The organism is Streptomyces sp. NP160, assembly GCF_006335115.1.
Lineage (GTDB): Bacteria > Actinomycetota > Actinomycetes > Actinomycetales > Quadrisphaeraceae > Quadrisphaera.
In genome coordinates this window covers 16,407-41,587 of record NZ_VDMJ01000041.1, presented here as the reverse complement: position 1 = coordinate 41,587, position 25,181 = coordinate 16,407, and the positions used below count along the sequence as shown (strand labels likewise).

The following is a 25,181-nucleotide window of genomic DNA, read 5'->3' as shown; positions in this document are numbered from 1 at the left end:
CGGATCGCCCCTGGGCTGGGGGCCGTGCTGCTGGTCGCCGTCGGCGCCAAGGCCACCCGCGCGGTGCGCGAGTCCTGGGCCAGCTCTGACGTGATCACCGAGCGTCTGGGGGCGATCACCCCCGCACTGCAGCAGGAAGGCCGCCGGTGGTGGTCCCTGGACGTCCAGGGGATGGACTGGCTCGGCGGACTCGGGCTGCTGGTGGTGGTCCTGCTGATGATCGCCTACAGCCGTGCTGGACGGCAGACCGAGCGCATCGGCGAGGAGCACGGATCAGCGGCCTGGGGAGGGGGACGTGACATCGCCCCTTACGCGGGACGACGGGGTGAGCCGAGGCTGCGCTTCACCGCCACTGAGACGCTGTCGTTGGACACCCGGACCACCCGGCGCAACCTCAACGTCCTGGCCGTCGGAGGCGCAGGCAGTCGCAAGACCCGCAGCTTCGTGCTGCCGAACCTGCTCTCGGGCAACGGCGTCTCCTTCGCTGCCACCGACCCCAAGGGTGAGCTGTACCGCGAGGCTGCCGAGCCGCTGCGAGCCGCCGGGTACGACGTGCGGGCGCTGAACCTGGTCGACCTGCGCTCCTCGAGCGGGTTCAACCCGCTGGCCTACATCGACCGCGACCAGCCCGAGGTCGGTATCGCACAGCTGGCGGCCACCATCGTCAGCAACACCGAGAGCAAGGGCGTCGACGGCAAGGACGCGTTCTGGGACCGTGCCGAGCGGGCGCTGCTGACGTCGCTGACCGCGTACGCCTACTTCATGGGTGAGGCAGCGCGGCTCGCGGCGCTGGCCGATGAGGCCAAGAGCCCCGGGTCGGTACCGCCCAAGGGCCTGGGGCCGGCCTCCCTCATCGACGTGGTCGAGTTGGTCAAGAAGCTCGAAGCCAGCGAGGACAACGAAAAGCACACCTCCGAGGTCGACGAGATGATGGAAGTCGTCCGCGACCTGCTGGACAACTGGAGCGACCTTCCGGACATGCGCCCGGAGGAGTCCGACCACATCCGCGACGGCCTGCACTTCGCCGCCGGCCAGTACCGCATCTTCCAGCAGGGCGCCGGTGAGACCAAGAAGGGAGTCATCATCTCCCTGGGGGTTCGCCTGGCCGTGTTGGATGTTCCCGACGTGCGCCGGTTGCTTTCACATGACGAACTCGCGATCGAGCAGCTGGGGCTCAATCCAGGCGTATTGTTCTGCATCCTGCCGGACACTCACCAGACCTTCCGCTTCATCTCGGCACTGTTCTGGCACTCGATGTTCTCAGTGAATGTCTACGCGGCCGATCACTCCCCTGAAGGTCAGCTAGAAGTACCGATCCAGTGCTACCTGGACGAGTTCGCCAACATCGGACGCATCCCGGACTTCCCGCAGGTAATCTCCACCATCCGCAGCCGCGGCATCAGCGTCGCCGTCATCTTGCAGACCCTCGGTCAACTGAAAGCTCTGTACCGCGACGAGTGGGAAGTCATCGCCGGCAACTGCGACAGCTTCCTCTTCCTGGGCGGGAACGACGCGACGACGCTGGACTGGCTGTCCAAACGCCTGGGCCGCTCCACGATCAAGGTGGAAGACACCAGCCAGAGCAGCGGGCGCAACAGCTCTTCCTCACGCAGCCTCAAGAAGACCCACCGCGACCTCATGACCCCCGACGAGCTGGGTCGGATGAACGAGGAGGAGTGCATCTACCTGCTGCGCGGAGTCAAGCCGTTCAAGTCCCGCAAGGTGCCGATCTACGTCGGGTGAGCGGCCAACTCTGATGATCACTCTTCGTGCTCCTCTGTGACCGGTGATGCCCAGACGCGATGTTCGTATGTCGTACCTGAACGAGACGCTTCAACGAACAGGCCAAATGCGACTCGAGCACGCGGCGTGACGAGACCCAGACCGGCGACGCCCAGTCCGTCCGCTCAGCGGTCCCTGGGTGCAACAGGCTTAGAGCGAGGCGCTACGGCGCTCGAGCAGCACCACGTCTCGCCACTGCCCCACCATCGGGCCGTGGCTCATCCGCCCGAGCCGCTGGCGCACCCCAACGGTGCGGAAGCCGGCGGCGGCGTGCAGCGCCAAGCTGGCGGTGTTCTCCGGGAAGACGCCCGACTGGATCGTCCAGACGCCGGCGGCCTCGGTGGAGGCGACCAGCGCGTCCAGCAGCAGCCGGCCCACTCCGCGGCACTGCGCGTCTGGGGCGACGTAGACGGAGTGCTCCACCACCCCGGCGTAGACGCAGCGGTCCGAGACCGCCACGACGGCTGCCCATCCCAGCACTCGCCCTGCGGCGTCGACGGCGACGAGGCGGTGCTCGGGCGCCTTGGCGGCGTCGAGGTCCTCCCACCTCGGCGGGGACGCCTCGAAGGTGGCATGGCCGGTGGCGATGCCGGAGGCGTAGATCTCGTGGACAGCCGACCAGTCCTGCGCGGTCATCGGCCGGACGGCCACATCACTGCCACCGACGTCGGTGCCGCCCATCGCCAGGTTCCCCTTCCGCCGCGTTCGCCCCGGTCCCTCGGGCTGATCAGCAGGTGGTCAGGACCCCGGCCAGGGAGTCAAGGGCGCCGGGGACCAAGGCGTAGTAGGCCCACACACCCCGCTTGTCCCGGGTCAGCAGCCCCGCCTCCACCAGCACCTTCAGGTGGTGGCTGACGGTGGGCTGGGTCAGGCCGAGCGGCTCGGTCAGGTCACACACGCAGGCCTCGCCGCCCTCGTGGGCAGCGACCAGGCTGAGCAGTCGCAGCCGCGCGGGGTCGGCCAGGGCCTTGAGTGTGCGGGCCAGGACGACGGCGTCCTCGGCCCCGAGGGGCTCGCGCGCCAGCGGAGCACAGCAGGCAACGCCTGCTGTCGCGCCCTCGCTCGACGAGCGCGCGGACGGGGCGATCTGCACAGCGGTGGCCATCGCTGGAGTCTGTCACCAGACATTCACTTCTGTCGATATTGACGATCGTCCATGTCCGTGGCAGGGTCGGCATCGATGATCGTCGATGCCACCTTTGCGGGGGCCTGCCCAGGAGGACGGACATGACCACCACGACGCACCACAGCGACGACGCCGACCTGCGCGAGCAGGTCCGCGCCCGCTACGCCGACGCCGCCCGCGCCGCCTCGGAGCCCAACGGGGCCAGCTGCTGCGCTCCGAGTCCCGCTGCCGCCATTGAGGTCGATGACCGCTTCGGCGCAGCCCTCTACGACTCCGCCTCCACCACCGACCTGCCCGCAGCGGCGGTGCTGGCCTCCCTGGGCTGCGGCAACCCCACCGCGGTCGCCGACCTGCACCCCGGCGAGCGCGTGCTGGACTTGGGCTCCGGCGGCGGCATCGACGTCCTGCTCTCCGCGCGGCGCGTCGGGCCCACCGGCTTCGCCTACGGCGTGGACATGACAGGCGAGATGCTCGACCTGGCCCGCACCAATGCCACCGCCGCTGGCGTCAGCAACGTCGAGTTCCGCGAGGGCACCATCGAGGCGCTGCCCTTCGATGACGCCAGCATCGACGTCGTCATCTCCAACTGCGTGGTCAACCTGTCCACCGACAAGCCCGCCGTCCTCGCCGAGACCTACCGCGTGCTCGCCCCCGGCGGACGGGTCGGGATCTCCGACGTCGTGGCCGAGGACGATGTCACCCCCGACCAGCGTGCCGAGCGCGGCTCCTACGTCGGCTGCATCGCTGGAGCCCTGTCCCGCGGTGAGTACCTCGAGGGACTGGCTGCGGCTGGGTTCACCGACGCCAGCGTGGACTTCACCCACGAGGTCGCCCCCGGCCTGCACGGCGCGATCGTCAAGGCCACCAAGCCCACCGCCCAGACCAGCTGACCCCTCAGCCAACGAAGTACGAGGACCCCACCCGATGAGCGATGTTGTCTCCGAGCGTCCCGCCGCTGGGCCCCAGGCCCCGGTGCTCGCTCGCCTGTCCACCCTGGACCGCTTCCTGCCGGTCTGGATCATCGCCGCGATGGTCCTCGGTCTGGCCCTTGGCCGGCTGGTCCCCGGTTTGGACGACGCCTTGTCCGCCGTCGAGGTCGGCTCGGTCAGCCTGCCGATCGCCCTCGGCCTGCTGATCATGATGTACCCGGTCCTGGCCAAGGTCCGCTACACCCAGCTGGGCCGCGTCACCGGCGACCGCAAGCTCCTCATCGCCTCCCTGGTCCTCAACTGGGTCCTCGGCCCGGCGCTGATGTTCGCCCTGGCCTGGCTGCTGCTGCCCGACCAGCCCGAGTTCCGCACCGGCCTGGTCATCGTCGGGCTGGCCCGCTGCATCGCCATGGTCCTCATCTGGAACGACCTCGCCTGTGGCGACCGGGAGGCCGCCGCGGTGCTGGTGGCCATCAATTCCGTCTTCCAGATCCTCGCCTTTGCCGCCCTGGGCTGGTTCTACCTGCAGGTGCTGCCCGCCTGGCTCGGTCTGCCCACCACGAGTGCGGACTTCTCCGTGGTCGCCATCGTGGTCAGCGTGCTGGTCTTCCTCGGCATCCCCCTGATCGCGGGGTACCTGACCCGCACCCTCGGCGAGCGCGCCAGGGGCCGGGACTGGTACGAGCAGCGCTTCCTGCCCCGCCTCGGCCCCTGGGCGCTGTACGGCCTGCTGTTCACGATCGTGCTGCTCTTCGCCCTGCAGGGCGACGCCATCACCTCCGCCCCCGGCGACGTGGCGCGCATCGCGCTGCCGCTGCTGGCCTACTTCGTCCTCATGTTCGGCGGCAGCTTCCTCCTCGGCCGCCTCATCGGGCTGGACTACGCCCGCACCACCACGCTGTCCTTCACCGCCGCGGGCAACAACTTCGAACTCGCCATCGCCGTGGCCATCGGCACCTTCGGGGTCACCTCCGGCCAGGCCCTGGCCGGCGTCGTCGGCCCCCTCATCGAGGTCCCGGTGCTGGTCGCGCTGGTCTACGTCGCCCTGTGGGCCGGGCGCCGCTTCTTCCCCGACGACCCCACCGTCCCTGCCCCTCGCATCGCTGCCTCGACTGCCTCGACGACTTCTGGGAGCACCCGATGAGCACCGACCAGGCCACCGTTCCCGTCTCGACCGCGACGGGGCTGATCGACCCCCGCGCGGTGCTGGACCGCCACGTCGATGACCTCACCACCCGCTTCGCCGGCGTGGTCAGCCGCGAGACCATCGAGCGCATCGTCTTCGAGTCCTACACCGCCCTCGGGCGCACCGCGAAGGTCAAGACTCACGTGCCGGTGCTGGCCTGCCGCTTCGCCACCGAGCGCCTGACCGCCCTTGCCCAGGCCAAGGGCACCTGGGCCAAGGACGTACCCGAGGTCCTGTTCGTCTGCGTCCAGAACGCCGGCCGCTCCCAGATCGCCGCGGCCTACCTGGCCCACCTGGCCAAGGGACGTGTCCACGTCCGCTCGGCGGGGTCCCTGCCCGCCGCCCAGGTCGACCCCGTCGTGCTGCAGGCTCTCGCCGAGGTCGGCCTCGGACCCGCCGCTGGTGCTGGGGCTGCCAGCACCGACCCCGAGGAGCTGGCCTTCCCCAAGCCGCTGACCGACGACGTGGTCCAGGCCGCCGACGTGGTCATCACCATGGGCTGCGGGGACGCCTGCCCGATCTACCCCGGCAAGCGCTACCTGGACTGGGACGTCGCCGACCCCGCCGGCCAGGGCCTGGCCGTGGTGCGCGCCATCCGCGACGCCATCGCCCGGCGCGTGAGCGCACTGGTCGAGGAGATCGCGCCGACCGCGGCCCGCTGAGCCGCCCCACCTTGCTGACCCACCACTAACCAGGAGTTCCCGTGTCCGACCCCACCACCGCGCCCACCACTGACCGCCCGAGCGTGATCTTCGTGTGCGTGCACAACGCCGGCCGCTCCCAGATGGCCGCTGGCTACATGAGCGCCCTGTCCGGCGGCGCCGTCGAGGTTCGCTCGGCCGGTTCCATGCCCGCCGACCAGATCAATCCCGTCGCCGTCGCCGCGATGGCAGAGGTCGGCATCGACATCACCGCCGAGGTGCCCAAGGTCCTGACCACCGAAGCGGTTGAGGCTTCCGACGCGGTCATCACCATGGGCTGTGGAGACGCCTGCCCGATCTTCCCGGGCAAGCGGTATGAGGATTGGGCCCTGGCTGACCCCGCCGGGCAGGGCATCGAGGCGGTGCGCCCGATCCGCGATGAGATCCGCGGCCGCGTCGAGGCGCTGCTGGCCGAGCTGCTGCCGGCTCGCGCATGAGCACCACCGACACGCCGCGCGTGCTCTTCGTGTGCGTCCGCAACGGCGGCAAGTCTCAGATGGCAGCCGGCTTGATGCGCCACGCCGCCGAGAAGCGGGGCCTGGATCTGCAGGTCTCCTCGGCCGGCACCCAGGCCGGCGACAAGCTCAACGCCCAGTCGGTGGCGAGCCTGGCCGAGGTCGGCGTCGACATCTCTACTGAGCGCATCCACCAGCTCACTGACGACGACGTGCGCGCGGCTGACCTCGTCGTCGTGCTCGGGAAGGAAGCCCACGTCGAGCCCGTCGACGGGACCCCGGTGGAGGTGTGGGAGACCGATGAGCCCTCCACCCGCGGTGTCGAGGGGACGGAGCGGATGCGCCTGATCCGCGACGACATCGCCGCCCGCGTCGAGGAGCTCGTCGACCGCCTCGGCTGAGTCACCTCGACGGACGACGGCTCAGGTCAGTGTCCGGAGAGCGATCCCGACTGCGACGGACGGCGGCCTTGAGCGGCAGGGGGTCGCGCCCCTGACCGAGGCGGGCGGTCAGCGGTCCCCGTACGACACACCCTCAGGTTTCGAAGGTGAGGCGGGGTTCGACCTCAAGAGCAGGCCGGGATCAGGCGAGGACGCTCGTGGACTGCAGCAGGATGTAGACCGCGACGAGCCCCAGCAGTCCAGCGAAGGACAGGCTGGCAGCGCGAGGAGAAAGCCGCGCCGCCAGCGGCCGACCCGCGAACGAGGCCGCCACCGCTCCCACGGTGAAGGGCACGATGACCGCCCAGTCGAAGTGCGCGGTGCCGGCACGCGCTAGCAGGGACACACCCGAGTTCAGCGCGATGACCACCAGCGAGGTGCCCACCGCCACCGGCATCGACAGCCCCAGCACCAGCACCAGCGCGGGCACGATGACGAAGCCCCCACCCACACCCAGGAACCCCGTCAGCAGACCGACCACCAGCCCCGCGAAGGCGACCGGAACCGCCCTGCGGCGCCGGGCCGTGAGCGGTTGACGGGCAGGTGTGCGAGGCGGCGCTGCTGGTGCGCGCACGGCCACCGCACCTCCAGCGCCTTCTGCGCCGACAGCGCCGTCAGCTACGAGCCCGCCTCCCGCGGTACTCACCCGGCCAGCCGGGGCCAGCAGCCGAACAACAGCTGGGGACGCGGGGCGCTTCAGAGTCCGGTGAACCATCGCCGCCGCCGAAGCCAGCATCACCACCGCGAAGCTGACCAGCACCACCGCCGCGGGCGCTCGGTGGTTCAGCGCCGCTCCCGCCACGGTGGCGGGTACACCGACACCGACGAAGACCAGCGCTGTCCCCCAGCGCACCGCCCCGGCACGGGCGTGGGTCAGGCTGCTGGTGGCTGCGGCGACCCCGACGATGACCAGGCTCGCGGTGGTGGCCTCAGCGGCGGGCATGCCTAGCAGGTACACCAGCGCGGGCACCGTCAGGATCGCCCCGCCTCCTCCCAGCACCCCCAGGACCAGACCGACGGCCACCCCCAGGGCGACGGCGATCAGCGCAGCGGTCATCGGTCTGTCCTTCGGTCTGGTGAGGCGTCGAGAGGGTGTGGCGGGGCGGTCGCAGGTGAGTGGCTCAGGCGACGGTGCCGGGGGCGCCGCTATCGGTGCGGACGGGCAGCCCGGCGTCCTGCCAGGCCTGCATGCCGCCGTCGAGGTTGCGCACGGCCACCCCGGCCGCGGCGAGGCGGTCGGCGGCCTGCGCCGCGCGCTTGCCCGAGCGGCACACCACGACGACGTCGGCGCCGTCGGGGACCTGCGCTGGGCGCTGCCCGGCGGTGATGGCCCCCAGCGGCACGTGGACGGCGTCGGGGGCGTGACCGGCCTTCCACTCCTCGTCCTCGCGGACGTCGACGAGCAGTGCACCGCCAGCGACGAGGTCTGCGGCGGTGCGGGCGGACACGCTCGGCTGAGGAGCGGGGAGCTGCTGCGCGGAACTGGCGGGGCTCGTAGGGCTGGTCATGACAGGGCCTCTCGCAGGGTGGGGGCGTGGTGGTGGGCGGGGTTGGCGGCCGGGCCGTCAGGACGCCCAGGACGCTCGGCGTCGAACTGGAACTGGTAGCCGGAGCTGGGCGCGAAGTGGGCGCTGACGCTGAACCTGTCCGCGCGCACCAGGGACCGGCGGTGCTCCACGGGGGTGCCCTCCGAGCACCCCAGGCGCTCGACCAGGAACGCCGCGCTGCCGGGGGCGACGCCGAGCAGCGCGGCCTCGGCCGGGGTGGTGACGACGGCGTGCAGGTGCTCGGCGCCGCCGCGCACGTGGATGCCGCAGTGGCGGGCCAGCTCGTCGTACAGGGCGGTCTCGGTGAAGTCCGCCTGCAGCAGCGCCCGTGTGCGCGCCGCCGGCAGCCAAGCCTCGTCCAGGGCCAGGGGGACGTCGTCGGCCAGGCGCACCCGCCGCAGGTGCACCAGCTCGGCGTCGGCGGGCAGCCCGAGGGCGGCGCTGGCGCCCCCGTCGGTGACGACGTCGAGGGCCAGGACCCGGCTGCGCTGGGTCATGCCGGTGGCGCGCACCGAGGCGAACAGGCTGTACAGCGCCCCCAGCGGCTGGGTGATGCCGACCGCGCGGGAGGTGCGTCCGCGCTGGGCGGTGAGGGCGCCGGCCTCGCGCAGGGGCCGCAGCGCCTGGCGCACGGTCTGGCGGGAGACGCCGTACTCCTCGGCCAGGGCGTTCTCACCGGGCACGCCGTCGGCGAAGGCTCCGGCGTCCAGGCGGCGGCGCACGTCGGCCTGGACCTGGGCCCACACCGGGGTGCCGCTTCCCCGCTCGGGCAGGACCGCGTCGGCGGGACCGGGTGTCGTGGGCGCCGCGTTCATGAGCGGGGCGCGCGAGGCCGGTTGAAGGGCAGCCGCCTCAGCGCCGCGCCCATCGCGCAGGTGTTGCTCAGCGCGGCGAAGGTCAAACCTGCGCCGATACCACCAGCCACGAAGCGGGCCTTGGGCTTCCAGATACTGGCGAGGATGCTGGTGGCCACGATGCTCCCCGCCACCAGGCGGACCTGGCGCTCCATGCCCCAGCCGGCCTCGGAGGCGGGGGTGGACCAGCCAATCGAGGGGACCGCCTGCGAGGTGCCGGCGCCCTGGACGGCGCTGGAGGCTGCCTCCAGCCCGCCGTCCAGGACCTTCAGCGAGCTCGCTCCGGAGGTGGCCAGGGCGTCGGCCGCGCGCTGGGCGCGGGCGCCGGAGCGGCAGACCAGGACGACGTCGCGCTGGGCCAACTCCAGCTCGAGGTCGGCCAGGGCCTGCTCGATCCGGTCCAAGGGAGTGTTGTGGGCGCCGGGCAGGCTGCCGGCGGCGAACTCGGCCTCGCTGCGCACATCCAGCACGAGGTGGTCGGAGAGGGCGTCGGTGTTCAGGTGGGCGGGGTGCAGCCGGGTGGCCGGGGTGCGAGTGCTCATCGGAGCGGATCCCTTCGTCGGTGTGCGACCAGTGGTCGGTGCGGATCGGAGCGAGGAGCGGAATGGAATGTACGCACCTTGCGCTGGAAGTAAATGTACGTACAGGATGGGGGCTGCGCAAGCAGCTGCCCGATCCGCTGACCGGAACCACAGGAGGAACCCGTGCTGCTCGAGAGGCTCTACGACGAGGACCTGGCCCAGGCGAGCTACTTCATCGGCTGCCAGAAGACCGGTGAGGCCGTCGTGGTCGACCCCCGCCGCGACATCGCCGACTACCTGGCGCTGGCCGACAAGCACGGCATGCGCATCACCGCCGTGACCGAGACCCACATCCACGCCGACTACCTGTCCGGCACCCGCGAGCTGGCCGCCGCCACCGGCGCCACCGCCCACGTCTCCGGCGAGGGCGGCGCGGACTGGCAGTACGGCTTCGCCGCCGAGCGCCTGCACGACGGCGACCAGCTGCGCGTCGGCAACCTCGTCCTGCAGGCCCGCCACACCCCCGGGCACACCCCCGAGCACCTCGTCTTCACCCTCACCGACGGCGCCTTCACCGACGCCCCCGGCTACCTGCTCTCCGGTGACCTCGTCTTCGCCGGGGACCTGGGGCGCCCGGACCTGCTCGACGAGGCCGCCGGCGGCCTCGACACCCGCTACCAGGGCGCCAAGGACCTCTTCGCCAGCCTCAAGCGCGTCTTCCTGACCCTTCCTGACCACGTCCAGGTCCACCCCGCCCACGGCTCGGGCTCCGCGTGCGGCAAGGCGCTCGGCGCGGTGGCCTCCACCACCGTCGGCTACGAGCGCCTGTACGCCTGGTGGGCTCGCTACCTGGCTGAGGACGACGAGGCCGGCTTCGTCGCCGAGCTGCTGGAGGGCCAGCCCGACGCCCACGCCTACTTCGCCCGCATGAAGCGCGAGAACCGCCAGGGTCCCGTCGTGCTGGGCCCGCTGCCGGCGCTGGAGCGCGTCGAGGGCGAGGCGCTGCGCGCCCGCCTGGACGCCGACGAGGCGGTCCTGCTCGACGCCCGCGACGCCGCCGCCGTGCGCGCCGGCTCACCGGCCGGCGCCCTGCACGTCCCGGGCGCCGCGAAGGCCGCCAGCTACGTCGCCTGGGTCTACGACCCCGAGACCGAGCACCGCCCGCTGGTGGCCCTGGCTGCCGACGCCGAGGCCGCCGAGGAGCTGCGCGCCCACTTTGTGCGCGTCGGGGTGGACGCCCTGACCGGCTACACCACCACCCTGGACGGGCTCGACCTCGCACCCGCAGAGACCGTCAGCCCCGCTGCCCTGGAGGACTTCGTCGCCGCCACCGGCGCCGCCGTCGTCGACGTCCGCAACCGCACCGAGCACGCCGCCGGCCACGTGCCCGGCTCCACACAGCTGTCTGGTGGGCGGGCGCTGTGGCACACCGACCAGCTGCCCGACCCCGCCTCGGGCACCCCGGTGGTCACCTACTGCCAGTCCGGGATGCGCAACGCCGTCGTGGCCAGCGCCCTGCGCCGCGCCGGGCACCGCGTGGTCCAGCTGGAGGGCAGCTACGCCGGGTGGAGCGCGTGGCAGCAGCAGCCGGCGGACGCTGGCGCCCGCTGATCGTGAGGGCTTCACCGACCGGCCAGATGGTCGGTCGGTGAGGCCCTAAGTCATATTCGGCCGCGCGGAAGAGTGGTCGAGGCAGGCTTCAGGGCGGCTCGGACAGTGATCCCTACGGCGGCGAAAATAGCCGGCGGCCGGTAAAGCGCCCCAAGAACCTCCCGGCCTCCGGTGCACGGTTGCGCAAGGCCCCATCCCCCAAGCAGCGGCTCCTTCAGCAGGATCCTGCAGGACCCAGCTGGAACCAGACGGCCTTGCCAGCCTGACCCGGCTCCACACCCCACGCCGAGGACAGCAGGTCCACCAACCGCATCCCCCGACCGCTGACGGCATCGTCATCCGCATCGCGCACCACCGGCGCACCCGGAGCAGCGTCACTGACACGCACGTGCAACCCCGCCGACCCGCGGCACTCGATCTCGGTGGTGATCGGTGGGCTGCCGTGGCGCACCGCGTTGCTGACCAGCTCACTGATCAGCAGCCGCGCGTCATCCAGCACCGAGGCAGCGTGGGTGCGGCAGTGCGCCTGCTCTACGAAGGCCCGTGAGCGGGCAGCTGCCACCGCATCCATCGGCAGGGTCAAGGACGCGGTGGGGGTCGCAGCGCACACAGGTGCGGTCTGCCCTGAACAGCACCGGCCATGTGCTGTGCAGTGCTCCGTCCCACCTGCTGGGACTGCCGATGCCCTCAGATGTCGGCCGAGTTCACGGTCGGCACCGGGGGCGAGCGTGGGTCAGGGATCAGCGGGATGCGCCCCGAGGGTGTCTACTGGGAGCGCAGTGAGACAGCCGCTGTCACGGTGGGTGGTGTCAAGACAGGGCTTCGCTCATCGCTGCAGGTGACAGGGCGCCGATCAGCTGAGCGGCGCCCATGGGTCTCGCAACGCTGTGGTGATCCTCCGCGCCTCTACGCAGAGGGCTGAGCCGCTGCTCGGCCAACGAGTCCGGCCAGCGATCCCTTCTGCGACGGTCGGCGATCACCTCTGTTGAGGGCGTACCGCTCAGGACCTCACGACTTGGCGCGCTACCGGTGCTCGTTGACCGACGGGTCAGTCGAGGGACCGCTGCGCATCCTCAGCGTCGTCGGGGCCGAGCTGCTCGAGGCGGTAACCCCCGGGGTAGACCACCTGGGGTCCGCCAGGGGTGAACTGCGGTGCGGTGCTGGCGAGCACACCCGTGCGCGAGTGGGTGCGCAGCGCGAGGAAGACGGCTGACCTCGTCAGCGCACTCGGTCGGTCAAGACCCAGAGCGGTCCGCGCGGGCTCGCTGGTGAGCGCGGCGATGGCCTGACCGGTGAAGGGACGCAGGACCGCGGGCATCGTGGACAGCGCCGCTCGCCAGGTGGCCGCGAGCAGCTGCTGGCCGGCGGGGGAGCGACGCAGGTTGGCCAGCTCGTACGCGTCGAAGGTGGCGGCGAAGGTGGCGAAGTCGGCCGGGACGTCCTGCACGCCCATGCGCGTGCCGAGCTCGCGGTAGAAGTCGACGGTGGCCTGGCGCTCGTCCTCGCTGAGGGGGCGGTGGGAGACCTGGTCGATGAGGCGCAGGCTGAGGACGACGAAGGTCCCCAGGACCCACAGGTGGTCCTCGTTCCTGATCTTCCACCTCAGGTGCATCGCTCGCAGGCGGGCCACGACGTGCTCCCCGGTCTCGCTGTCGAACCCGGCGTGGATGAGCTCGTAGATGAACAGGCCGGTGTCGGTGGCCCGCTTCAGGGGGGTGTGGGCGACGTGGCCGGTCTGCACCAGCAGGCCTGCGACCCTGGGGGAGGCGTAGGTGCGCAGGTAGGCCAGGCGGTGGCCGATGCTGAACTCCACCGGGTAGTGCTCTTGGACGAGGGCGCGGTAGGTGGCCTGTGCGTGCTGCAGCCGCTCGCTGGTCAGGCACCCCGGTGCCCCCTCTGGCGGGTCGACCTGACCCGAACCTTCGGCGTTCATCGCTTCTCCCCGTGTGCGGCAACCAGACGGCGCTGGATCTGGCTCCCTCGCAGCAGGTGCTCCACCAGCGCCCGGTGCGTTGTGGGAGCCGTGGGCTGGGTGCGCCGGCCGCGTACGGCCCGCTGGCCCGCGCGCCAGCGCTGCAGGCCCAGGTGCAAGCAGCACTGGTCTGCGTAGGCCATGACATCGAGTGCAGACAGGCCCAGGGTCTCAGCCTCGTTGAGGAACGCCTCTACCTCGTCCTGGGTGACGAGTCCGTACAGCCGCCAGTGGGCCTCCCTGATCTCGCCGAACAGCAGCAGCTCCTGCAGCTTGGCCTGCTCGGGGCTACGGGGTGCCTCACGGATGCCCGGGGTGAAGGGGCTGTGGTCTGCCAGCACCTCGCGCAGGTCCTGCCAGTGCGGCAGGAGCACGTCGACGCGCCTCCTGCGCTCTCGGTCGCCTCGCCATCGCCCCCAGGCACTGGCGAGGGGAGCCCAGGCCGCGCCGGCGGCGACGAAGAGTGTGGCCAGGCCCATCGAGCCGGCGGTCATGGCGTTGTAGAGGTCGGCGGAGATCGCGCCGCCCAGACCGATCGACCACAGCGCTGAGGTGATCGCCGCGGTGCCCAGGCAGACCAGCGCCCAGGCGGCGGTGGCCGCGATGAGGAGCAGGCTGACGCCGACCGCGGTGCGAGCGATGGGCAGGCCCCTGCTCAGGCAGTGGCGCAGGAGGCTGATCTCTGCCCACCCGAGGAAGGTCACCAGCACTCCAGCGTGAGCGGCGGTCTGCCAGCCGTCGTTGAAGAAGTCCGGCCCGTAGAGCGCGCTCGTACCGTGGGGGCCGGGAGGGTCGAGCACCCATGGCAGCGCCAACAGCATCAAGGCGGCGACGCCGATCATGAGCTGCCGACGGCGCCGTCGCTCGGACCGGCCGAGTCCCGCGGCCAGGACGTCCAGAACACAGATGCCGACGATGAGGAAGGCCGCGTGGTACGCGGTGGACATCAGGGGGGCACCGAGGGCTGCGGTGACCGCGTCGCGGACGCCGGGGTGATGGAAGGTGGTGCCCACTCCCACGGCAGCCAGGCCGACGCGCATGCTCAGTGCGCCGCTTGCTCCTGAGCTGCGGCGGATGGTGGCCACCGAGGCGCACGCCAGCAGCAGCGGCGCCCCCAGGAACAGGACGTCGAGCAGGACGCCACTCAGCTGGGCGTTCATACCGCCTGGGGGTCGGCGGCCGCGGTGTCAGCCATCGCCGCGGGTCCTGCCGCCGAGGATGTCCTCGAAGCGTCCGATGACACGCCGCTGTGTGGGGGTGACCGCCTTGCGCGTCACCCACCGCTGCTCCTCGTTGATCTGCTCGGTAATGCGACTCACCAGCAGGGCCGCGAAGGTCTCGGCCTCTCGTTCGTTCTGATCCGAGCAGTCGCTGCGACAGGCGTAGTCCAGCCACGGGTGCTCAGAGAAGTGAGAGAGCTCGGTGCTGCTCTCGTGCTTGCGGCGGACCGCGGGCCCGGGCGGGAGCAGGTGGTCGGCCAGGATGTGCCCCACCTCGTGACACGTCACCAGAAGCGACCAGGTGTCGTCCCCGTCGGGATGTTGCACGCGAAAGGCGTCGCCGAGGTGCTCGGTGCATCCCGAGACCGTCAGGCCCATAGAGGGTGGGGGGGCAGAGATGACCCGCTTGCCTGTCATCTGCGCGACGGACTCCAGCAGCCCCGGGACTGTGAAGGGCTGGGGCAGCTTGACGGAGGCTGCAAGGGCGCGGCAGCGCCGCTCGGTGGCCTCATCACCCGTCAGACTCACGCTCCACCCCTCCCCAGAGAGTCGCTCCCCACGCACTTGAGTCGCCCACACTAGATCGCCTCTTCGACGTCCACCTTGTGGGCTCTTGATCCTCTGACCAGCCAATACAGAGAGTGAAAGAATCCTGGTGGGGTGCCCGGGGTCATCACGCAGCGCAGTGGCAGCGCCGCCGGCAGCGCAAGCGCGGTCCGCTCGAGCGAACGGCGCGTCAGGTGGGGAGGGCGCAGTCAGGGGTGTCGGGCACCCCGCAGCAGCGGTGCCTCAGAAGGTGGGGGCCCGTCCCGCCATCTGCTTGGACGGGTCAAGCATGCGGGTGCTCACGGGGCCCGCTTCCGGTGGAGTCGTCATCCCTGGGGTTGTGCATGGTCAGCAGGTGAGCCACCGCCCGCAGCGTCTCGGGGGTCGCCTCACCGGCGCGCAGGATGAAGTCCCTCGCCTCGGGGCTGCGGACGGCCTGAAGGTACGCCAGCTGCGCGTCGATCTCCTCGATCTCCTGGTCCGATCCCAAGAAGTAGGTCGGGGGCACGAAGAAGAAGTGGGACAAGGCACGCAGCACGCCGATGGTGGGGTTGTCGCGCGCTCCGGTGCGCAGCATGTGCACGTACTGCTCAGAGACCTGCACCCCGTGGGCCTGCAGACCCTCGGCGACCTCCTTGTTGGTGAAGGCGTCACGGTCACGGGGGTGCATCACCTGAAAGCACCGCTCCAGGCGTTCGGCCAAGCTGAGCTGGCCGCCCTCAGCGCTCTGGCCATAAGAACCCAGGCTCACCGCGGCGCTGTTGGCTGCTCGGCCGGCTTCCTCCAGGCGGCGCAGCTGGCGCTCGGCGGCTGCTGCCTCCTCGTCGTCGGCCATGAAGTAGGTCCAGTGGACGTCGAAGACCTTGGCCAGCCCCCGCAGGACCGTCGAACTGGGTTCGGTGCGACCACCCCGACGCAGGTTCGACAGATAAGAGGGGGTGATGCTCACACCGTGCTCGGCCATGGCCGAGCACACCTGCTGCAGCGACCACGGGACGTCCCGGTTCGGCCTTCCGCGCTCCATGCAGATGCGGATGCGTTCGCCCAGGGGGAGGCGGCGGGGCACCTCGTCTGACGTCACCGTCACCCCCGGCTCACCGCGCTGTTGACCTCTGCATCTACTGGCTGCCCGAGAGCCGCTGTCAGGTGCTCAAGCCTAGGCGCTGGTGGGGCCCATCGACCTGCCAAGAACTGGTCCGCGGCGCGACGGTGTTGACCGGTTGCCGGTGGTCTCACAGGGTCGTTCTCCGGATCCTGGGCAGGCGGGCGTCAACGGGGACGTCACCGGGGACGTCACCGGCCCGCGGGTCGTTCTAGGCACGTCAAGGCTACGCAGGGTCACATCGGGCGCCCGCACGCCGGTCGTCACGACTGCCGGCCAGCGTTGATGACCCGCGGCCGTGGCGACGGCTCAGGCAAGGTCGCCCACCACGACGTCAGAGTGCTCGGGCATGGCGGCCGCCGTCATCGCTGCGGCACGCAGCCAGGCTCGTCGGGTGCGTCGGTGAAGGCGGTCGTAGGTGAGCACGCCGTCGACCATGGCGGGGTCGTGGGGGACCACGCTGACCTGCTCTGGCGCAAGCAGCTGGCCGCTGGCGGCTGCGGCCACGGCGGCGCGGTGGGTTCCCGGCTCGGCCTCGGTCAGGACACCGACCGCGCCACGCGCCAGCGCCGCATGGTGGCCCCCGCGGTGAGTCAGCGCCTCGAGCAGACGCCGTCCGCTCGCGATGACGGCCGGGTGGGGGGTGGCGACCACCACGAGCTGGTCGGCGGCGGCGACAGCCGCCTGCCAGGCGGGGTCCTCGGCGCTGGCGCCGGTGTCCACGACGACCAGGCGGTAGTAGGTGGCAAGCAGGCCGTGGAGCTCAGCGACGTCGGCTGCACTCCAGGACTCATCCAGGGCGCCGGCCGCCATCGCACGGCCGGGCAGGACGTCGTACAGGTCCTCGTCTTGGTGGTGGACGAAGGACATGAGGTCGCTGGCCCGCGCGTCGGTCCACAGAAAGTCGTCCAGGTGGTCGCGCAGGTCGATGGCGCTGGCGTCGTGCTGGCGGTGCTGGGTGCGCCAGCCCAGCGTGCCGGCGCCGGCGGCTGCGTCCCAGGCCACCACAGCGCCGCCGTGGCGGGCGAAGACCGCTGCCAGCATCGCTGTCGTGGGGGTGCGCCCTGCACCGCCCTTGGGGTTGACCACGGCGATGGTGCGCGGCCCTGTCCAGAACCGTCGGGCCGCGGCGTGGTCTGCGCGCTCGCTGCGCTCGGCGGCGCCCGGGCCCACGCGCAATCCGGCTCGCACCAGCAGTCCCCGCCAGCCGCGCTGGGCGGGCAGGGCAGCCGGGGCTGGGCTGGTCAGCGGCTCGGGTGCAGGCTGCGAGGCGGGAGAGGACTGCGGTGCGGGAGCGCTGAGGAGGGCGCTGGGGGCTGGCTGCTGCATGGGACCGGTCGTGATGACCTCGGACTCGACCAGGTCGTCGTCGAGCCAATCGTCGAGCTGGTCGTCAAGCTGGTCGTCGAAGGGACCGCCGAGCCTCTGCTCGACAGGGTCCCTCAGGGGCGCAGAGACGGCGGAAGCGACGACCCATCGGCTGGCGTCTGCGGCGGGCGGGGCCTCTGGCTTGATCACCGGAGTCACCACGGGGTCGACGACGACGCTGGTGGTGCCCGGGGCGGTCTGTCGCACGATGACCTCGGCGGTCGGAAGGTCACTGGGGCGCGGCTCGCGCCCCAGCGGGGGCGCGGCCGGGGCAGGGGTGGGATCAGTGCCCTTGACGATGCTGTCCCAGTCCGGCTGCGGTACCCGGGCGCTGGCACCGGCCAAGCGGTTGCGTGAGGCGAGCAGCTGCTCCTGCATCGACCGCGGGGCCGCTGACGCCTGCTGCCCGCCAGGCGCGCCGGTGGGCGCCGACGACGGGTCGTCACGCAGATCCGCGGCGGGGGTCTCTGCTCGAACAGGTTGTGCTGCCTCGCTGACGTCCACCTGGCTGGGAGGGGGCTCGGCCGGGGCGGATAGCGGCGGAACGATCTTTAGGCGGCGCGGCTTGGAGACCCAGGGGTCTTCAACCTCACGCTTGGGAGCCGGCGGTGATGAGGGCGGCGGGGACAGCGCCGGTGGCGGCAGGGGAGGCTGCGCGGCCGGGGTCGGCGGTGAGGTGGAGCGCGAGGTGGTCTGGCCGGAGCTGCTGCCGGGATGCTGGGCTGGCACCGGATGCGGGCCTGCGGCGCTCACGTCCCACAGGTGGCGGTCCTGCTCGGACTCGATGACGACGCGGGCTAGGCCGCTCTCGCCAGCCACGGATGCGGCGTAGCGCAGAGCCACGCGCTCGGCGGCCCCCGTCGTGCGGCAGTCCCAGGACCGACCCTGGCGATCTTCAGCGGGGCTCAGATGCAAGATCGCGCGGCCCTCGCCTGCGTCCTGGACGAAGAAGTGCAGGTGATGACGCTGGACTGGACTGGTCCCCTCGAACGGCCCCGGGGTGGCACCGGGCAGGTCAGAGGCCGGTCGCATGGGCTCGGGGGCGTTCACGCCGGCTCCTGCCATCTCGTCTGCTTAGTCGCCTGCTGGGTCATCTGAGGTGTCATCTGAGGTCTCGCCTGCGGGGAGGTCGTCATGAGGAGTAGGTGGTGGCGTCCTCGACGCGCCAGCTAGCTCCATCGGGCACGAGGGAGACGTAGACGACCACCGGTGGGAACAGGTCGGCGCTGGTCCAGCCGTCGGAGCCGTGAGCCGTGATGGTGGCGTTGACCAGCCGGTAGCTCTCGGTGTCGCTGTCGGGAGCGTCTGGGGTGCTGGTGGAGCTTGCTTCGACGCTGGTCCAGCCGCTGCGGAAGGCCAGGTCGCTCCACGCCGCCCCGCCGCTGCTGACGGGGGCCTGCGCGAGCGTGGCCGCCAGGGTCTCGGTGCTGAGCTGCGCGGCTCGCTGCTGGGCTGCGCTGGGGCTGGTGTCGGTGGTGGTGTCCATCTGCCAGGTGGCCGCGACGAAGGTGGCAGCGATGACGTCGGGGTCAGCGGTCCTGGACCAGGTCAGCTGCGGCGGCCGGCTGCCGGCGGGCACGGTCAGGGTCTCGGTGCCCGCCTGGCTGCTGGCGCTGCCGCTCGCGCTCGCAGTGGCGTCGCCGGTGGCGGCCGAGGTGGTGGCCGGGGTGCTGGAGGCGCTGGTAGTCCCGCCGGTGGGGATGCTGGGCTCGCTGCTGCTGGAGGCGGCGCTCATCGCTGTGCTCGAGGTGGTGGTGGGGTCCGAGGCGTCGGGTGACCCGCACGCGCTCAGGGTGAGAACGGCCCCCAGGGCGAGGGCCAGGGCAGTGGTGGTGCGAGCCGGTCTGGCAGCGCGGTCGCCACTTCGGGTGGGTCTGGGAGCCCACAGGCGAGCAGGGACCGTCGGTGTGGTCCTCATGGGGCGGGGTCCTTCGTTGTCGCTCATGGCAGCGGCACCCGCGCGGCCAGGGTGAAGTCCATGCGGGCTGTGGTGATCCGTGCGGCCAGCCCGGTCCTCGGCTCCTCGATCATCTTGCCGTCGCCCACGTACATAGCAACGTGGTTGGCGCTGGCAATACCGCCGTAGAACAGCAGGTCACCGGGCTGTAGCTGGTCCGCCGGCACCGCGTTGCCCTGGTAGGCGCTGGCTTGGGCAGCGGCGGTCCTGGGGAGGGTGAGCGCGCCGCCGGTGGCTTGGTAGAAGCCGTACTGCATGAAGCTCGAGCAGTCCCAGCCCACTGTGCCAGCGCCGCGCCCGAAGCCCTTGGAGGGTCCGTTGACGCCCCCACCGCCCCAGACGTAGGGGGTGCCGAGGGCGTCGGTGAGCACGTCAATCACTGCGGCGTAGTCGCCGGTGCCAGCGACTCCACCCGGCAGCCCGACGGTGGTGGTCAGGGTCGCGCCGTAGGTCTGAGCGAGCGCCAGGATGCGCGGGCCGTAGGCCTGGGTCTCGGCGAAGGGTGGGACGCCGCCGTACTTGGTGACGTTGCCGAGGCCAGCGTTGTAGGCGGCCAGCGTCAGGAGCTGGACGTCGCCCTGGACCGCGCCGCTGGCGATCAGGGGTTCGATCTTGGCGGCGAGGTCGCACATGAAGCGGCCTTGGGCGGGGATGGCGTCGGCCGGGTCGAAGGGGTCAGCGCGGCCGTCGCCGTTGGCGTCCGCGCCCCAGGTGGCCCAGGTGCCGGGCATGAACTGGGAGATGCCTTGGGCCCCCACGGGAGAGGTGGCCTCGGGGTTGAAGCCGCTTTCCTGCTTGCCCTGGGCGGCCAGCAGCGTGGCGGGGATCTGGGTGCACAGCGTCCCGGCAGCGTTGTAGAGCGGCACCAGGTCCGGCGGCACCTCCGTGCCGGTCGCCGCCAACGCTCCGGTGAGGCTGCCGGAGGTGGCCTGCTGCTGGGCGGTCTGGTTCATCAGCGGCAGGAACGCCAGCGCGACAGCGATGACGGCGACGACAGCGACGGCCGCGACGATGATGGTTCCTGAGCTGACGCCGGTGACTGCGGCCAGCACCGAGACGATCACAGCGGCGATGCGCTGGGTGATGACGGCCGCGGCGCGGGCCACGAAGGTCCCACCGGTGCGACCGCCTCCACTGAGCAGGGCCGCGACCCGGCTGGCCGTGCCGGGCGTTCCGGCGGCGGCCGCGCGGGTGCGGCGCAGCAAGGGGCTGCGTCGCGTGAGGTGGGGCCCTCGCATCAGGCGGGGACCGACGGGGGTGCCTGTCCGGCTGGACACCGCGCGCGCAGAGGGGGTGCGCGCGCTGCCGACTGGGCTGCTGGTGACTCGGGAGCGGATGCGCGGCAACGTCGGGGTCGTGCCGCCGTAGGTGAGATCAGTGCCCGGGGGCGCCGCTGCGGCTGTGCCGGCAGCGCTGCCAGGACCGCTACCAGGACCGCCGCCGGGACTGCCGCCGGGACTGCCGCCGGGACTGCCGCCGGGTCTGGTGTCGGGACTGGTGCCGGGAGCAGTCCCGGGCACCGTGGGGGCACTGGCGGTCGAGGCCCCAGCGCTGCGCGCGGTGGGCACCGCACCCGCTCGAGGACTGCTGCCCGGGGAAGCTGGGGTGTTCGGTGCTGCGGCGGTGCGGATGCGTTCGGCGCCTTCACCGGCGTTGCGCTGTACCCGGCGGATGCGGTGCTCGGCGGCTCCCGAAGCGACTCTGGCTGCGCCGGCTCCCACGCGCAGCGCATCAACAGAGAGGTCCTGCCCGCGGTCGTTGTCGCCGTCGTGAGTGCCGGAGGGCTCCTCAGCGCGCGCCAGGCCGGCTACGGCACTCGCACCGCGAGCACTAGAGGCCATGGCGGTGCTGACCGGGGCGATGCGTCGAGCGCCGGCAGCGACGTTCAGTTCGTGGAAGCTGAGCTTGAACTGCCCCCTGGGGCGCGGTGCGGCCATCGGGTCAGGCCGTCTCGGCGAACTTGGTGCTGAACAGGCGGTAGAGGCGCCCGGTGCGTTCCATCTGGTTGTCGAAGGGGATGAAGGCGTTGCCGGACTTCAACAGGCCGGTGCCGGGAGCGACGCCGGTGAACAGGTCGCGCTGCTCCTCGGACATGCGCAGCAGGTCTCGCACGGCGTCGGCGTCGGTGGCCGACTGGTTCAGCAGCATCAGGAAGTCGGAGTTGGCGAGCATCAGGCGCGCGTTCTGGTAGCCGAGCAGCTCCTCGATGTTCTGGGTGATGCCGGTCAACATCAGGCCCCACTTGCGGGCGCGCTTGAACATCGTCAGGAAGTGCTCGCCGGTGTCGGCGCTGCGGAAGAGCATGTGGAACTCGTCGACGTACAGCCAGGTGCGTCGTCCGCGGGCGCGGTTGGCGGTGACGCGCTGCCACACCTGATCGAGGATGATCATCATGCCGATGGTCTTGAGCTCCGCGGAAAGATCGGCGATGTCGAAGCACACCAGCCGGCCCTCCAGGCGGACGTTGGTCTGCCTGCTGAACGAGCCCAGCGAGCCGTCGGTGTAGAGGTCCAGAGAGCGCGCCAGGCCGCGCGCCTCGGGGTCCTCCAGGGCGCGCAGGGCATCGCGCAGGTCCGTCAGGGTCGGTGGGGTCCGGTTCTCGGGGTCCAGGGCGTAGGCGCGCAGCAGCTCTACGGTGCTGCGGTCGATCAGGCCGAGCTCGCCGGGGCTGAGGCCGTCCGCGCCACCGATGAGCGCCTTGGCCAGGCCCAGGACAAAGTGTGCCTTGGCCAGGATCGGGTTCTCCGCGGCGCTGTCCAGGTCGATGGCCATGGCGTTGATGTGGGTTTGTCCGTCAGCGCTCAGGGCGATGCGCTGTCCGCCCAGCTCCTCGGTGAGCGCGGCGTACTCCCGCTCGGGGTCGATGATGATGACGTCGTCGTCGGTGGTGAGCAGTACCGAGAGGGCTTCGGCCTTGCTGGCGTGGGACTTGCCCGATCCTGAGGTGCCCAAGATGAACCCGTTGCCGTTGATCGCCTCGGCGCGGGAGGCGATCACGGGGTTCCCGGAGCGGGCGTTGATGCCGTAGCAGATGCCGCCGGCGTCGATGAGCTCCTGGGTGGTGAAGGGGTGCATCGCTGAGACCACACCGGTGGTCAAGGTGCGCTCCATCGGCAGGGCTCGGTACCCCAGCGGAAGCTCGGTGCGCAGTGCGTCGACACCCATCCATGTCAGCCGCTGACCGCCGCAGCTGTGCGAGCGCAACGTGGTGGTCACCATCTCCACCAGGGAGTCCAGCGCGGCCTTGGTCGGGGCGGTGACCCCGATAGTCGTCAAGGTCGACCACAGGCGCTCGGTGCTGGACTCCAGCTCCCGGCGCAGCTCCTTGGCCTCGTCGCGGGCAGTGGTCAGCCCGTGGGGGACCTGGTCGGCGTCCAGGCCCTTCTTGGCGGCTCGCTTCTTCTCGTTGATGTACTGCATCTCGAGGTTGGCGATCTGGCCGCGCACCAGGTCCAGCCCGTCGGCGTTGTCGTAGGGCTGCAGGTGCATCGAGATCGTCAGGTCACCTCGGATCTCGGCCAGGTCGCTGATGAGGCGGTCAGACAGCCACGCCGGCAGCCTCCCGACCCAGACGCTGGCATGGAAGCAGGCGTCCGCTCCCTCGCCCAGCACGAGGTGGCTGGGCGCGACCTCGACCCTGCGTGGCGCGACGGCCTCCAGGGTGGGGTGGTCAGGGGTCCAGGTGAAGCGCTCGCCGCGGCGGGTCTTGCTGGCGAGGAGTTCCAAGCGCTCGGCGCGTCCCAGGGGGCGCACGGTGCAGCCGAGCTGGCGCAGGCTGGCCTGGGCGTCGGTGATGGTGCGGTGCAGGCGCTCACAGGCCTGCTCGCGGTTCTTCTCGCCCTTGAGGGTGAAGGTGATGTAGCGCCTGGTCAGCACGTTGCCGCGAGAGGTCGACAGCTTGCGGGTGATGTGGGTGTTGAAGTCCTCGCGAAGGTCGTCCTCGGCCTCACCGGCGTAGGACATGCGGGCCAGGCGGCCGAAGGCGTCGGAGTCACGCACCTCGTTGACGATGGTGATGTGCAGGGCGACGGCGCCGCCGAAGCCGTTCAGCCAGCGTCCCCAGCGGTTGAGGATGTCGGTCTGGACCTCCTCGGGGCTGAGCAGGTAGGAGATGTCTCCAGCCTCAGCGCTGATGGACCAGGCGTCTTCCCCGAGCCAGGCGACACCGTCGGGGAGCATGGCCTCGTAGGGCACCACGCGCAGCGCGCCGCCGGTCGGAGGAATCTTGGTCTTGCGCGCTCTGCTGCGCTTGCCGGAGCTGCCGTTGGCCTTTCCGTTGGGGTCGGTGGACCCGCCTGAGGTGCTGGTCGCGGAGCCGTCTGAGAGGGCGGAGGGCTTACGCCGAGCGCCGAAGCCCGCGGGGCTGACGCTGGGGCTCGGGGCGGCTCGGGCCCAGCGCCCGGGCAGGGAGGCCCCGTCCTTCGAGTTCGGCGACGTCGGGGCGCTGGGAGTCTCGCTGGCGACGTCGTTCCTCTTCGATCTGCGCATCACCGGACTCATGGACCAGCACCTTCTTTCCCACGAAACGCTCGAAGACGTAAGGCATGAACCGCTCGGGCTTGAGCCCTCTGGGCCTCCACCAGCCCACGGCTACGACGGGGACCAGGACCGGCCAGAGCAGGTAGCCGTTGGCACCGGTGCCCCACAGCAGCCAGGTGAACAGCGCCATGACCGGCAACGCGCACGCCACCACGGCCAGCTGGCGCCAAGAGCACCCGAAGAGGACCTTCGCCTCGTAGGCGCGGATGTCGCGGTAGACCTTGACCTCAAGTGCCACCTCAGGCCTCCCCGACGACGGCGCGGCTGACCTTGACCGACCCGAACAGCAGCAGGCCGAGGATGAGCGGGCCCAGGAAGAACTGGCCGATGTTGTCGGTGACCAGGGCGAAGACGTCGGTGTCGGGCGCCACAGTGATCCCTTGGGTCAGGCGAGCGCCGATCGAGGCCTGGTAGAGCTTGATGGCGATGATGAGCACGGCGCCGTGCAGCGCGATGGCGGCGTAGGCGCGGACGTAGTTGGTGCCGATGCTCTTGGTCTCCTGGTGCCCCCAGAAGGCCATGGGCAGCGAGGCGAAAGTCGTCATGAGGTAGAGCTGCAAGAACCGGACGAAGATCATGGCGATCACAACTCCGGAGATGATGGCGACGGCCAGCCACGGGATCAGCAGGATGATCAGCACGGTGAGCTGGTCGGTGATGCCGAGCGACTCGACCTGGTCGGTCAGCTGGTCGCCCAGGGGAGTCGTGGGAGTGCCGGCGCCGACGTTGAGGCCGTTGGCGCTGTTGGCGATGCGGGTGACGACCTCGTCGATGCCGCCCAGCAACAGCGTGGCCTGTGAGGTGATGGTCAGCAGGATGGCGACTTTGATCAGGGTGACCGTGATCTGGCGGACGCCCATCTGGCCGTCACCGGAGTCCATGCGAGCGGCGTTGCTGCCCAACTCCAGGACGGCGATGATCGCCAGGACCAGTGCAGTGATGGGGACGACCGCCGCCTGGTGCAGGTCGACGGCGGCCTGGTACAGCGTGGCGTTGTAGGCCGCAGGGTTCAGCAGCAGGTCATCGGTGGTCCCGGCGCTAGCACCCTGGGACAGGGTGTTGAGCATGGCGATGATGAACTGGTCCACGGGCGCCTCCGGGTGATGCCTGGGGCGTCAGGGCACAGCGATGGTGTTGAACAGCTGAGCCGCCGCGATGATCAGCCCGCCGCCGACGACCTGCCAGATGCCGGACTGGATCTGGGGACCTTCCTGGTTGCGCAGGCCCCCCGCCAGGACGATGACGCCCCAGACGAGCCACAGGCCGCCGCCCACGGTCACGAACTGCACGATCAGGTTCAGGACGGTGGTGAGCATGCCGGTCAG

25 protein-coding genes are annotated in these 25,181 nt (G+C 71.0%); 7 read left to right on the top strand and 18 right to left on the bottom strand.

Going from position 1 to position 25,181, the window contains the following annotated elements:
* Nucleotides 1-24 precede the first annotated feature (24 nt).
* Nucleotides 25-1,743: a VirD4-like conjugal transfer protein, CD1115 family gene (locus FHN55_RS18490; RefSeq protein WP_139713884.1), complete on the top strand. Its 1,719-nt coding sequence runs from the start codon at nt 25-27 to the stop codon at nt 1,741-1,743.
* A gap of 189 nt (nt 1,744-1,932) precedes the next feature.
* On the opposite strand, the gene FHN55_RS18485 is transcribed toward FHN55_RS18490, so the two are convergent.
* The gene (locus FHN55_RS18485) at nt 1,933-2,463 is read right to left on the bottom strand and encodes a GNAT family N-acetyltransferase (protein WP_139713883.1); all 531 of its coding nucleotides are present in this window, start codon (nt 2,461-2,463) and stop codon (nt 1,933-1,935) included.
* 46 nt (nt 2,464-2,509) lie between these two features.
* Nucleotides 2,510-2,887: a metalloregulator ArsR/SmtB family transcription factor gene (locus FHN55_RS18480; RefSeq protein WP_139713882.1), complete on the bottom strand. Its 378-nt coding sequence runs from the start codon at nt 2,885-2,887 to the stop codon at nt 2,510-2,512.
* A 122-nt stretch (nt 2,888-3,009) separates the two neighbouring features.
* On the opposite strand from FHN55_RS18480, the gene arsM reads away from it, so the two are divergent.
* Genes arsM through FHN55_RS18455 form a run of 5 tightly spaced genes read left to right on the top strand, consistent with a single transcriptional unit; the run spans nt 3,010 to nt 6,580 of the window.
* Nucleotides 3,010-3,798 (top strand): arsenite methyltransferase, encoded by a 789-nt coding sequence (gene arsM, locus FHN55_RS18475; protein WP_139713881.1) that lies wholly within the window; start codon nt 3,010-3,012, stop codon nt 3,796-3,798.
* A gap of 34 nt (nt 3,799-3,832) precedes the next feature.
* Entirely contained in the window at nt 3,833-4,981 is a 1,149-nt protein-coding gene (gene arsB, locus FHN55_RS18470) for an ACR3 family arsenite efflux transporter (RefSeq protein ID WP_139713880.1), read from the top strand.
* Nucleotides 4,978-5,685 (top strand): arsenate reductase ArsC, encoded by a 708-nt coding sequence (locus tag FHN55_RS18465; RefSeq protein ID WP_139713879.1) that lies wholly within the window; start codon nt 4,978-4,980, stop codon nt 5,683-5,685. Before arsB ends, FHN55_RS18465 begins: the two co-directional genes overlap by 4 nt.
* A gap of 41 nt (nt 5,686-5,726) precedes the next feature.
* On the top strand, nt 5,727-6,161 hold the full coding sequence (locus tag FHN55_RS18460) for an arsenate reductase ArsC (RefSeq protein ID WP_180357945.1): 435 nt from the start codon (nt 5,727-5,729) through the stop codon (nt 6,159-6,161).
* The gene (locus FHN55_RS18455) at nt 6,158-6,580 is read left to right on the top strand and encodes a low molecular weight phosphatase family protein (protein WP_139713878.1); all 423 of its coding nucleotides are present in this window, start codon (nt 6,158-6,160) and stop codon (nt 6,578-6,580) included. Before FHN55_RS18460 ends, FHN55_RS18455 begins: the two co-directional genes overlap by 4 nt.
* A 181-nt stretch (nt 6,581-6,761) precedes the next feature.
* Here FHN55_RS18455 and FHN55_RS18450 read toward each other — a convergent pair whose 3' ends face one another.
* The 4 genes from FHN55_RS18450 to FHN55_RS18435 form a co-directional block, all read right to left on the bottom strand.
* A complete protein-coding gene (locus FHN55_RS18450) occupies nt 6,762-7,676 on the bottom strand; it encodes a sulfite exporter TauE/SafE family protein (protein ID WP_139713877.1) in 915 nt (304 codons plus the stop codon).
* A 64-nt stretch (nt 7,677-7,740) separates the two neighbouring features.
* Nucleotides 7,741-8,127: a rhodanese-like domain-containing protein gene (locus FHN55_RS18445; protein ID WP_139713875.1), complete on the bottom strand. Its 387-nt coding sequence runs from the start codon at nt 8,125-8,127 to the stop codon at nt 7,741-7,743.
* Nucleotides 8,124-8,981, bottom strand: coding sequence for a GntR family transcriptional regulator (locus FHN55_RS18440; RefSeq protein WP_139713873.1), 858 nt, complete (start codon nt 8,979-8,981; stop codon nt 8,124-8,126). Before FHN55_RS18440 ends, FHN55_RS18445 begins: the two co-directional genes overlap by 4 nt.
* On the bottom strand, nt 8,978-9,562 hold the full coding sequence (locus FHN55_RS18435; RefSeq protein WP_139713871.1) for a rhodanese-like domain-containing protein: 585 nt from the start codon (nt 9,560-9,562) through the stop codon (nt 8,978-8,980). Before FHN55_RS18435 ends, FHN55_RS18440 begins: the two co-directional genes overlap by 4 nt.
* 162 nt (nt 9,563-9,724) lie before the next feature.
* Between FHN55_RS18435 and FHN55_RS18430 the strand changes: the two genes are divergently transcribed.
* Complete coding sequence (locus FHN55_RS18430; protein WP_139713869.1) at nt 9,725-11,152, top strand: rhodanese-like domain-containing protein; 1,428 nt, start codon at nt 9,725-9,727, stop codon at nt 11,150-11,152.
* A gap of 214 nt (nt 11,153-11,366) precedes the next feature.
* Here FHN55_RS18430 and FHN55_RS18425 read toward each other — a convergent pair whose 3' ends face one another.
* The 12 genes from FHN55_RS18425 to FHN55_RS18365 form a co-directional block, all read right to left on the bottom strand.
* Nucleotides 11,367-11,723, bottom strand: a complete 357-nt coding sequence (locus FHN55_RS18425) for an ATP-binding protein (RefSeq protein WP_139713930.1) — start codon at nt 11,721-11,723, stop codon at nt 11,367-11,369.
* Between the two features lie 477 nt (nt 11,724-12,200).
* Nucleotides 12,201-13,085: an oxygenase MpaB family protein gene (locus FHN55_RS18420; RefSeq protein ID WP_139713867.1), complete on the bottom strand. Its 885-nt coding sequence runs from the start codon at nt 13,083-13,085 to the stop codon at nt 12,201-12,203.
* Complete coding sequence (locus FHN55_RS18415) at nt 13,082-14,284, bottom strand: hypothetical protein (protein ID WP_139713865.1); 1,203 nt, start codon at nt 14,282-14,284, stop codon at nt 13,082-13,084. The genes FHN55_RS18420 and FHN55_RS18415 overlap by 4 nt, the downstream gene beginning before the upstream one ends.
* A gap of 27 nt (nt 14,285-14,311) precedes the next feature.
* Nucleotides 14,312-14,872, bottom strand: coding sequence for a hypothetical protein (locus FHN55_RS18410; protein WP_139713863.1), 561 nt, complete (start codon nt 14,870-14,872; stop codon nt 14,312-14,314).
* 301 nt (nt 14,873-15,173) lie between these two features.
* Nucleotides 15,174-15,977 carry a helix-turn-helix domain-containing protein gene (locus tag FHN55_RS18405; protein WP_139713861.1) on the bottom strand — a complete coding sequence of 268 codons (804 nt, stop codon included), beginning with the start codon at nt 15,975-15,977 and terminating at the stop codon, nt 15,174-15,176.
* Nucleotides 15,978-16,301: 324 nt separating this feature from the next.
* The gene (locus tag FHN55_RS18400; protein WP_139713859.1) at nt 16,302-17,567 is read right to left on the bottom strand and encodes an AAA family ATPase; all 1,266 of its coding nucleotides are present in this window, start codon (nt 17,565-17,567) and stop codon (nt 16,302-16,304) included.
* 925 nt (nt 17,568-18,492) lie between these two features.
* Nucleotides 18,493-19,095, bottom strand: coding sequence for a hypothetical protein (locus FHN55_RS18395; RefSeq protein ID WP_139713857.1), 603 nt, complete (start codon nt 19,093-19,095; stop codon nt 18,493-18,495).
* A gap of 206 nt (nt 19,096-19,301) precedes the next feature.
* Nucleotides 19,302-20,522: an NlpC/P60 family protein gene (locus tag FHN55_RS18390; protein ID WP_180357943.1), complete on the bottom strand. Its 1,221-nt coding sequence runs from the start codon at nt 20,520-20,522 to the stop codon at nt 19,302-19,304.
* 736 nt (nt 20,523-21,258) lie between these two features.
* Nucleotides 21,259-23,511 carry a VirB4-like conjugal transfer ATPase, CD1110 family gene (locus tag FHN55_RS18380; protein ID WP_139713852.1) on the bottom strand — a complete coding sequence of 751 codons (2,253 nt, stop codon included), beginning with the start codon at nt 23,509-23,511 and terminating at the stop codon, nt 21,259-21,261.
* Nucleotides 23,512-23,653: 142 nt separating this feature from the next.
* Complete coding sequence (locus FHN55_RS18375; RefSeq protein WP_180357942.1) at nt 23,654-24,094, bottom strand: PrgI family protein; 441 nt, start codon at nt 24,092-24,094, stop codon at nt 23,654-23,656.
* A gap of 1 nt (nt 24,095) precedes the next feature.
* Nucleotides 24,096-24,944 (bottom strand): type IV secretion system protein, encoded by an 849-nt coding sequence (locus FHN55_RS18370; RefSeq protein WP_139713848.1) that lies wholly within the window; start codon nt 24,942-24,944, stop codon nt 24,096-24,098.
* A gap of 27 nt (nt 24,945-24,971) precedes the next feature.
* The gene (locus FHN55_RS18365; RefSeq protein WP_139713847.1) at nt 24,972-25,172 is read right to left on the bottom strand and encodes a hypothetical protein; all 201 of its coding nucleotides are present in this window, start codon (nt 25,170-25,172) and stop codon (nt 24,972-24,974) included.
* Nucleotides 25,173-25,181: the final 9 nt, after the last annotated feature.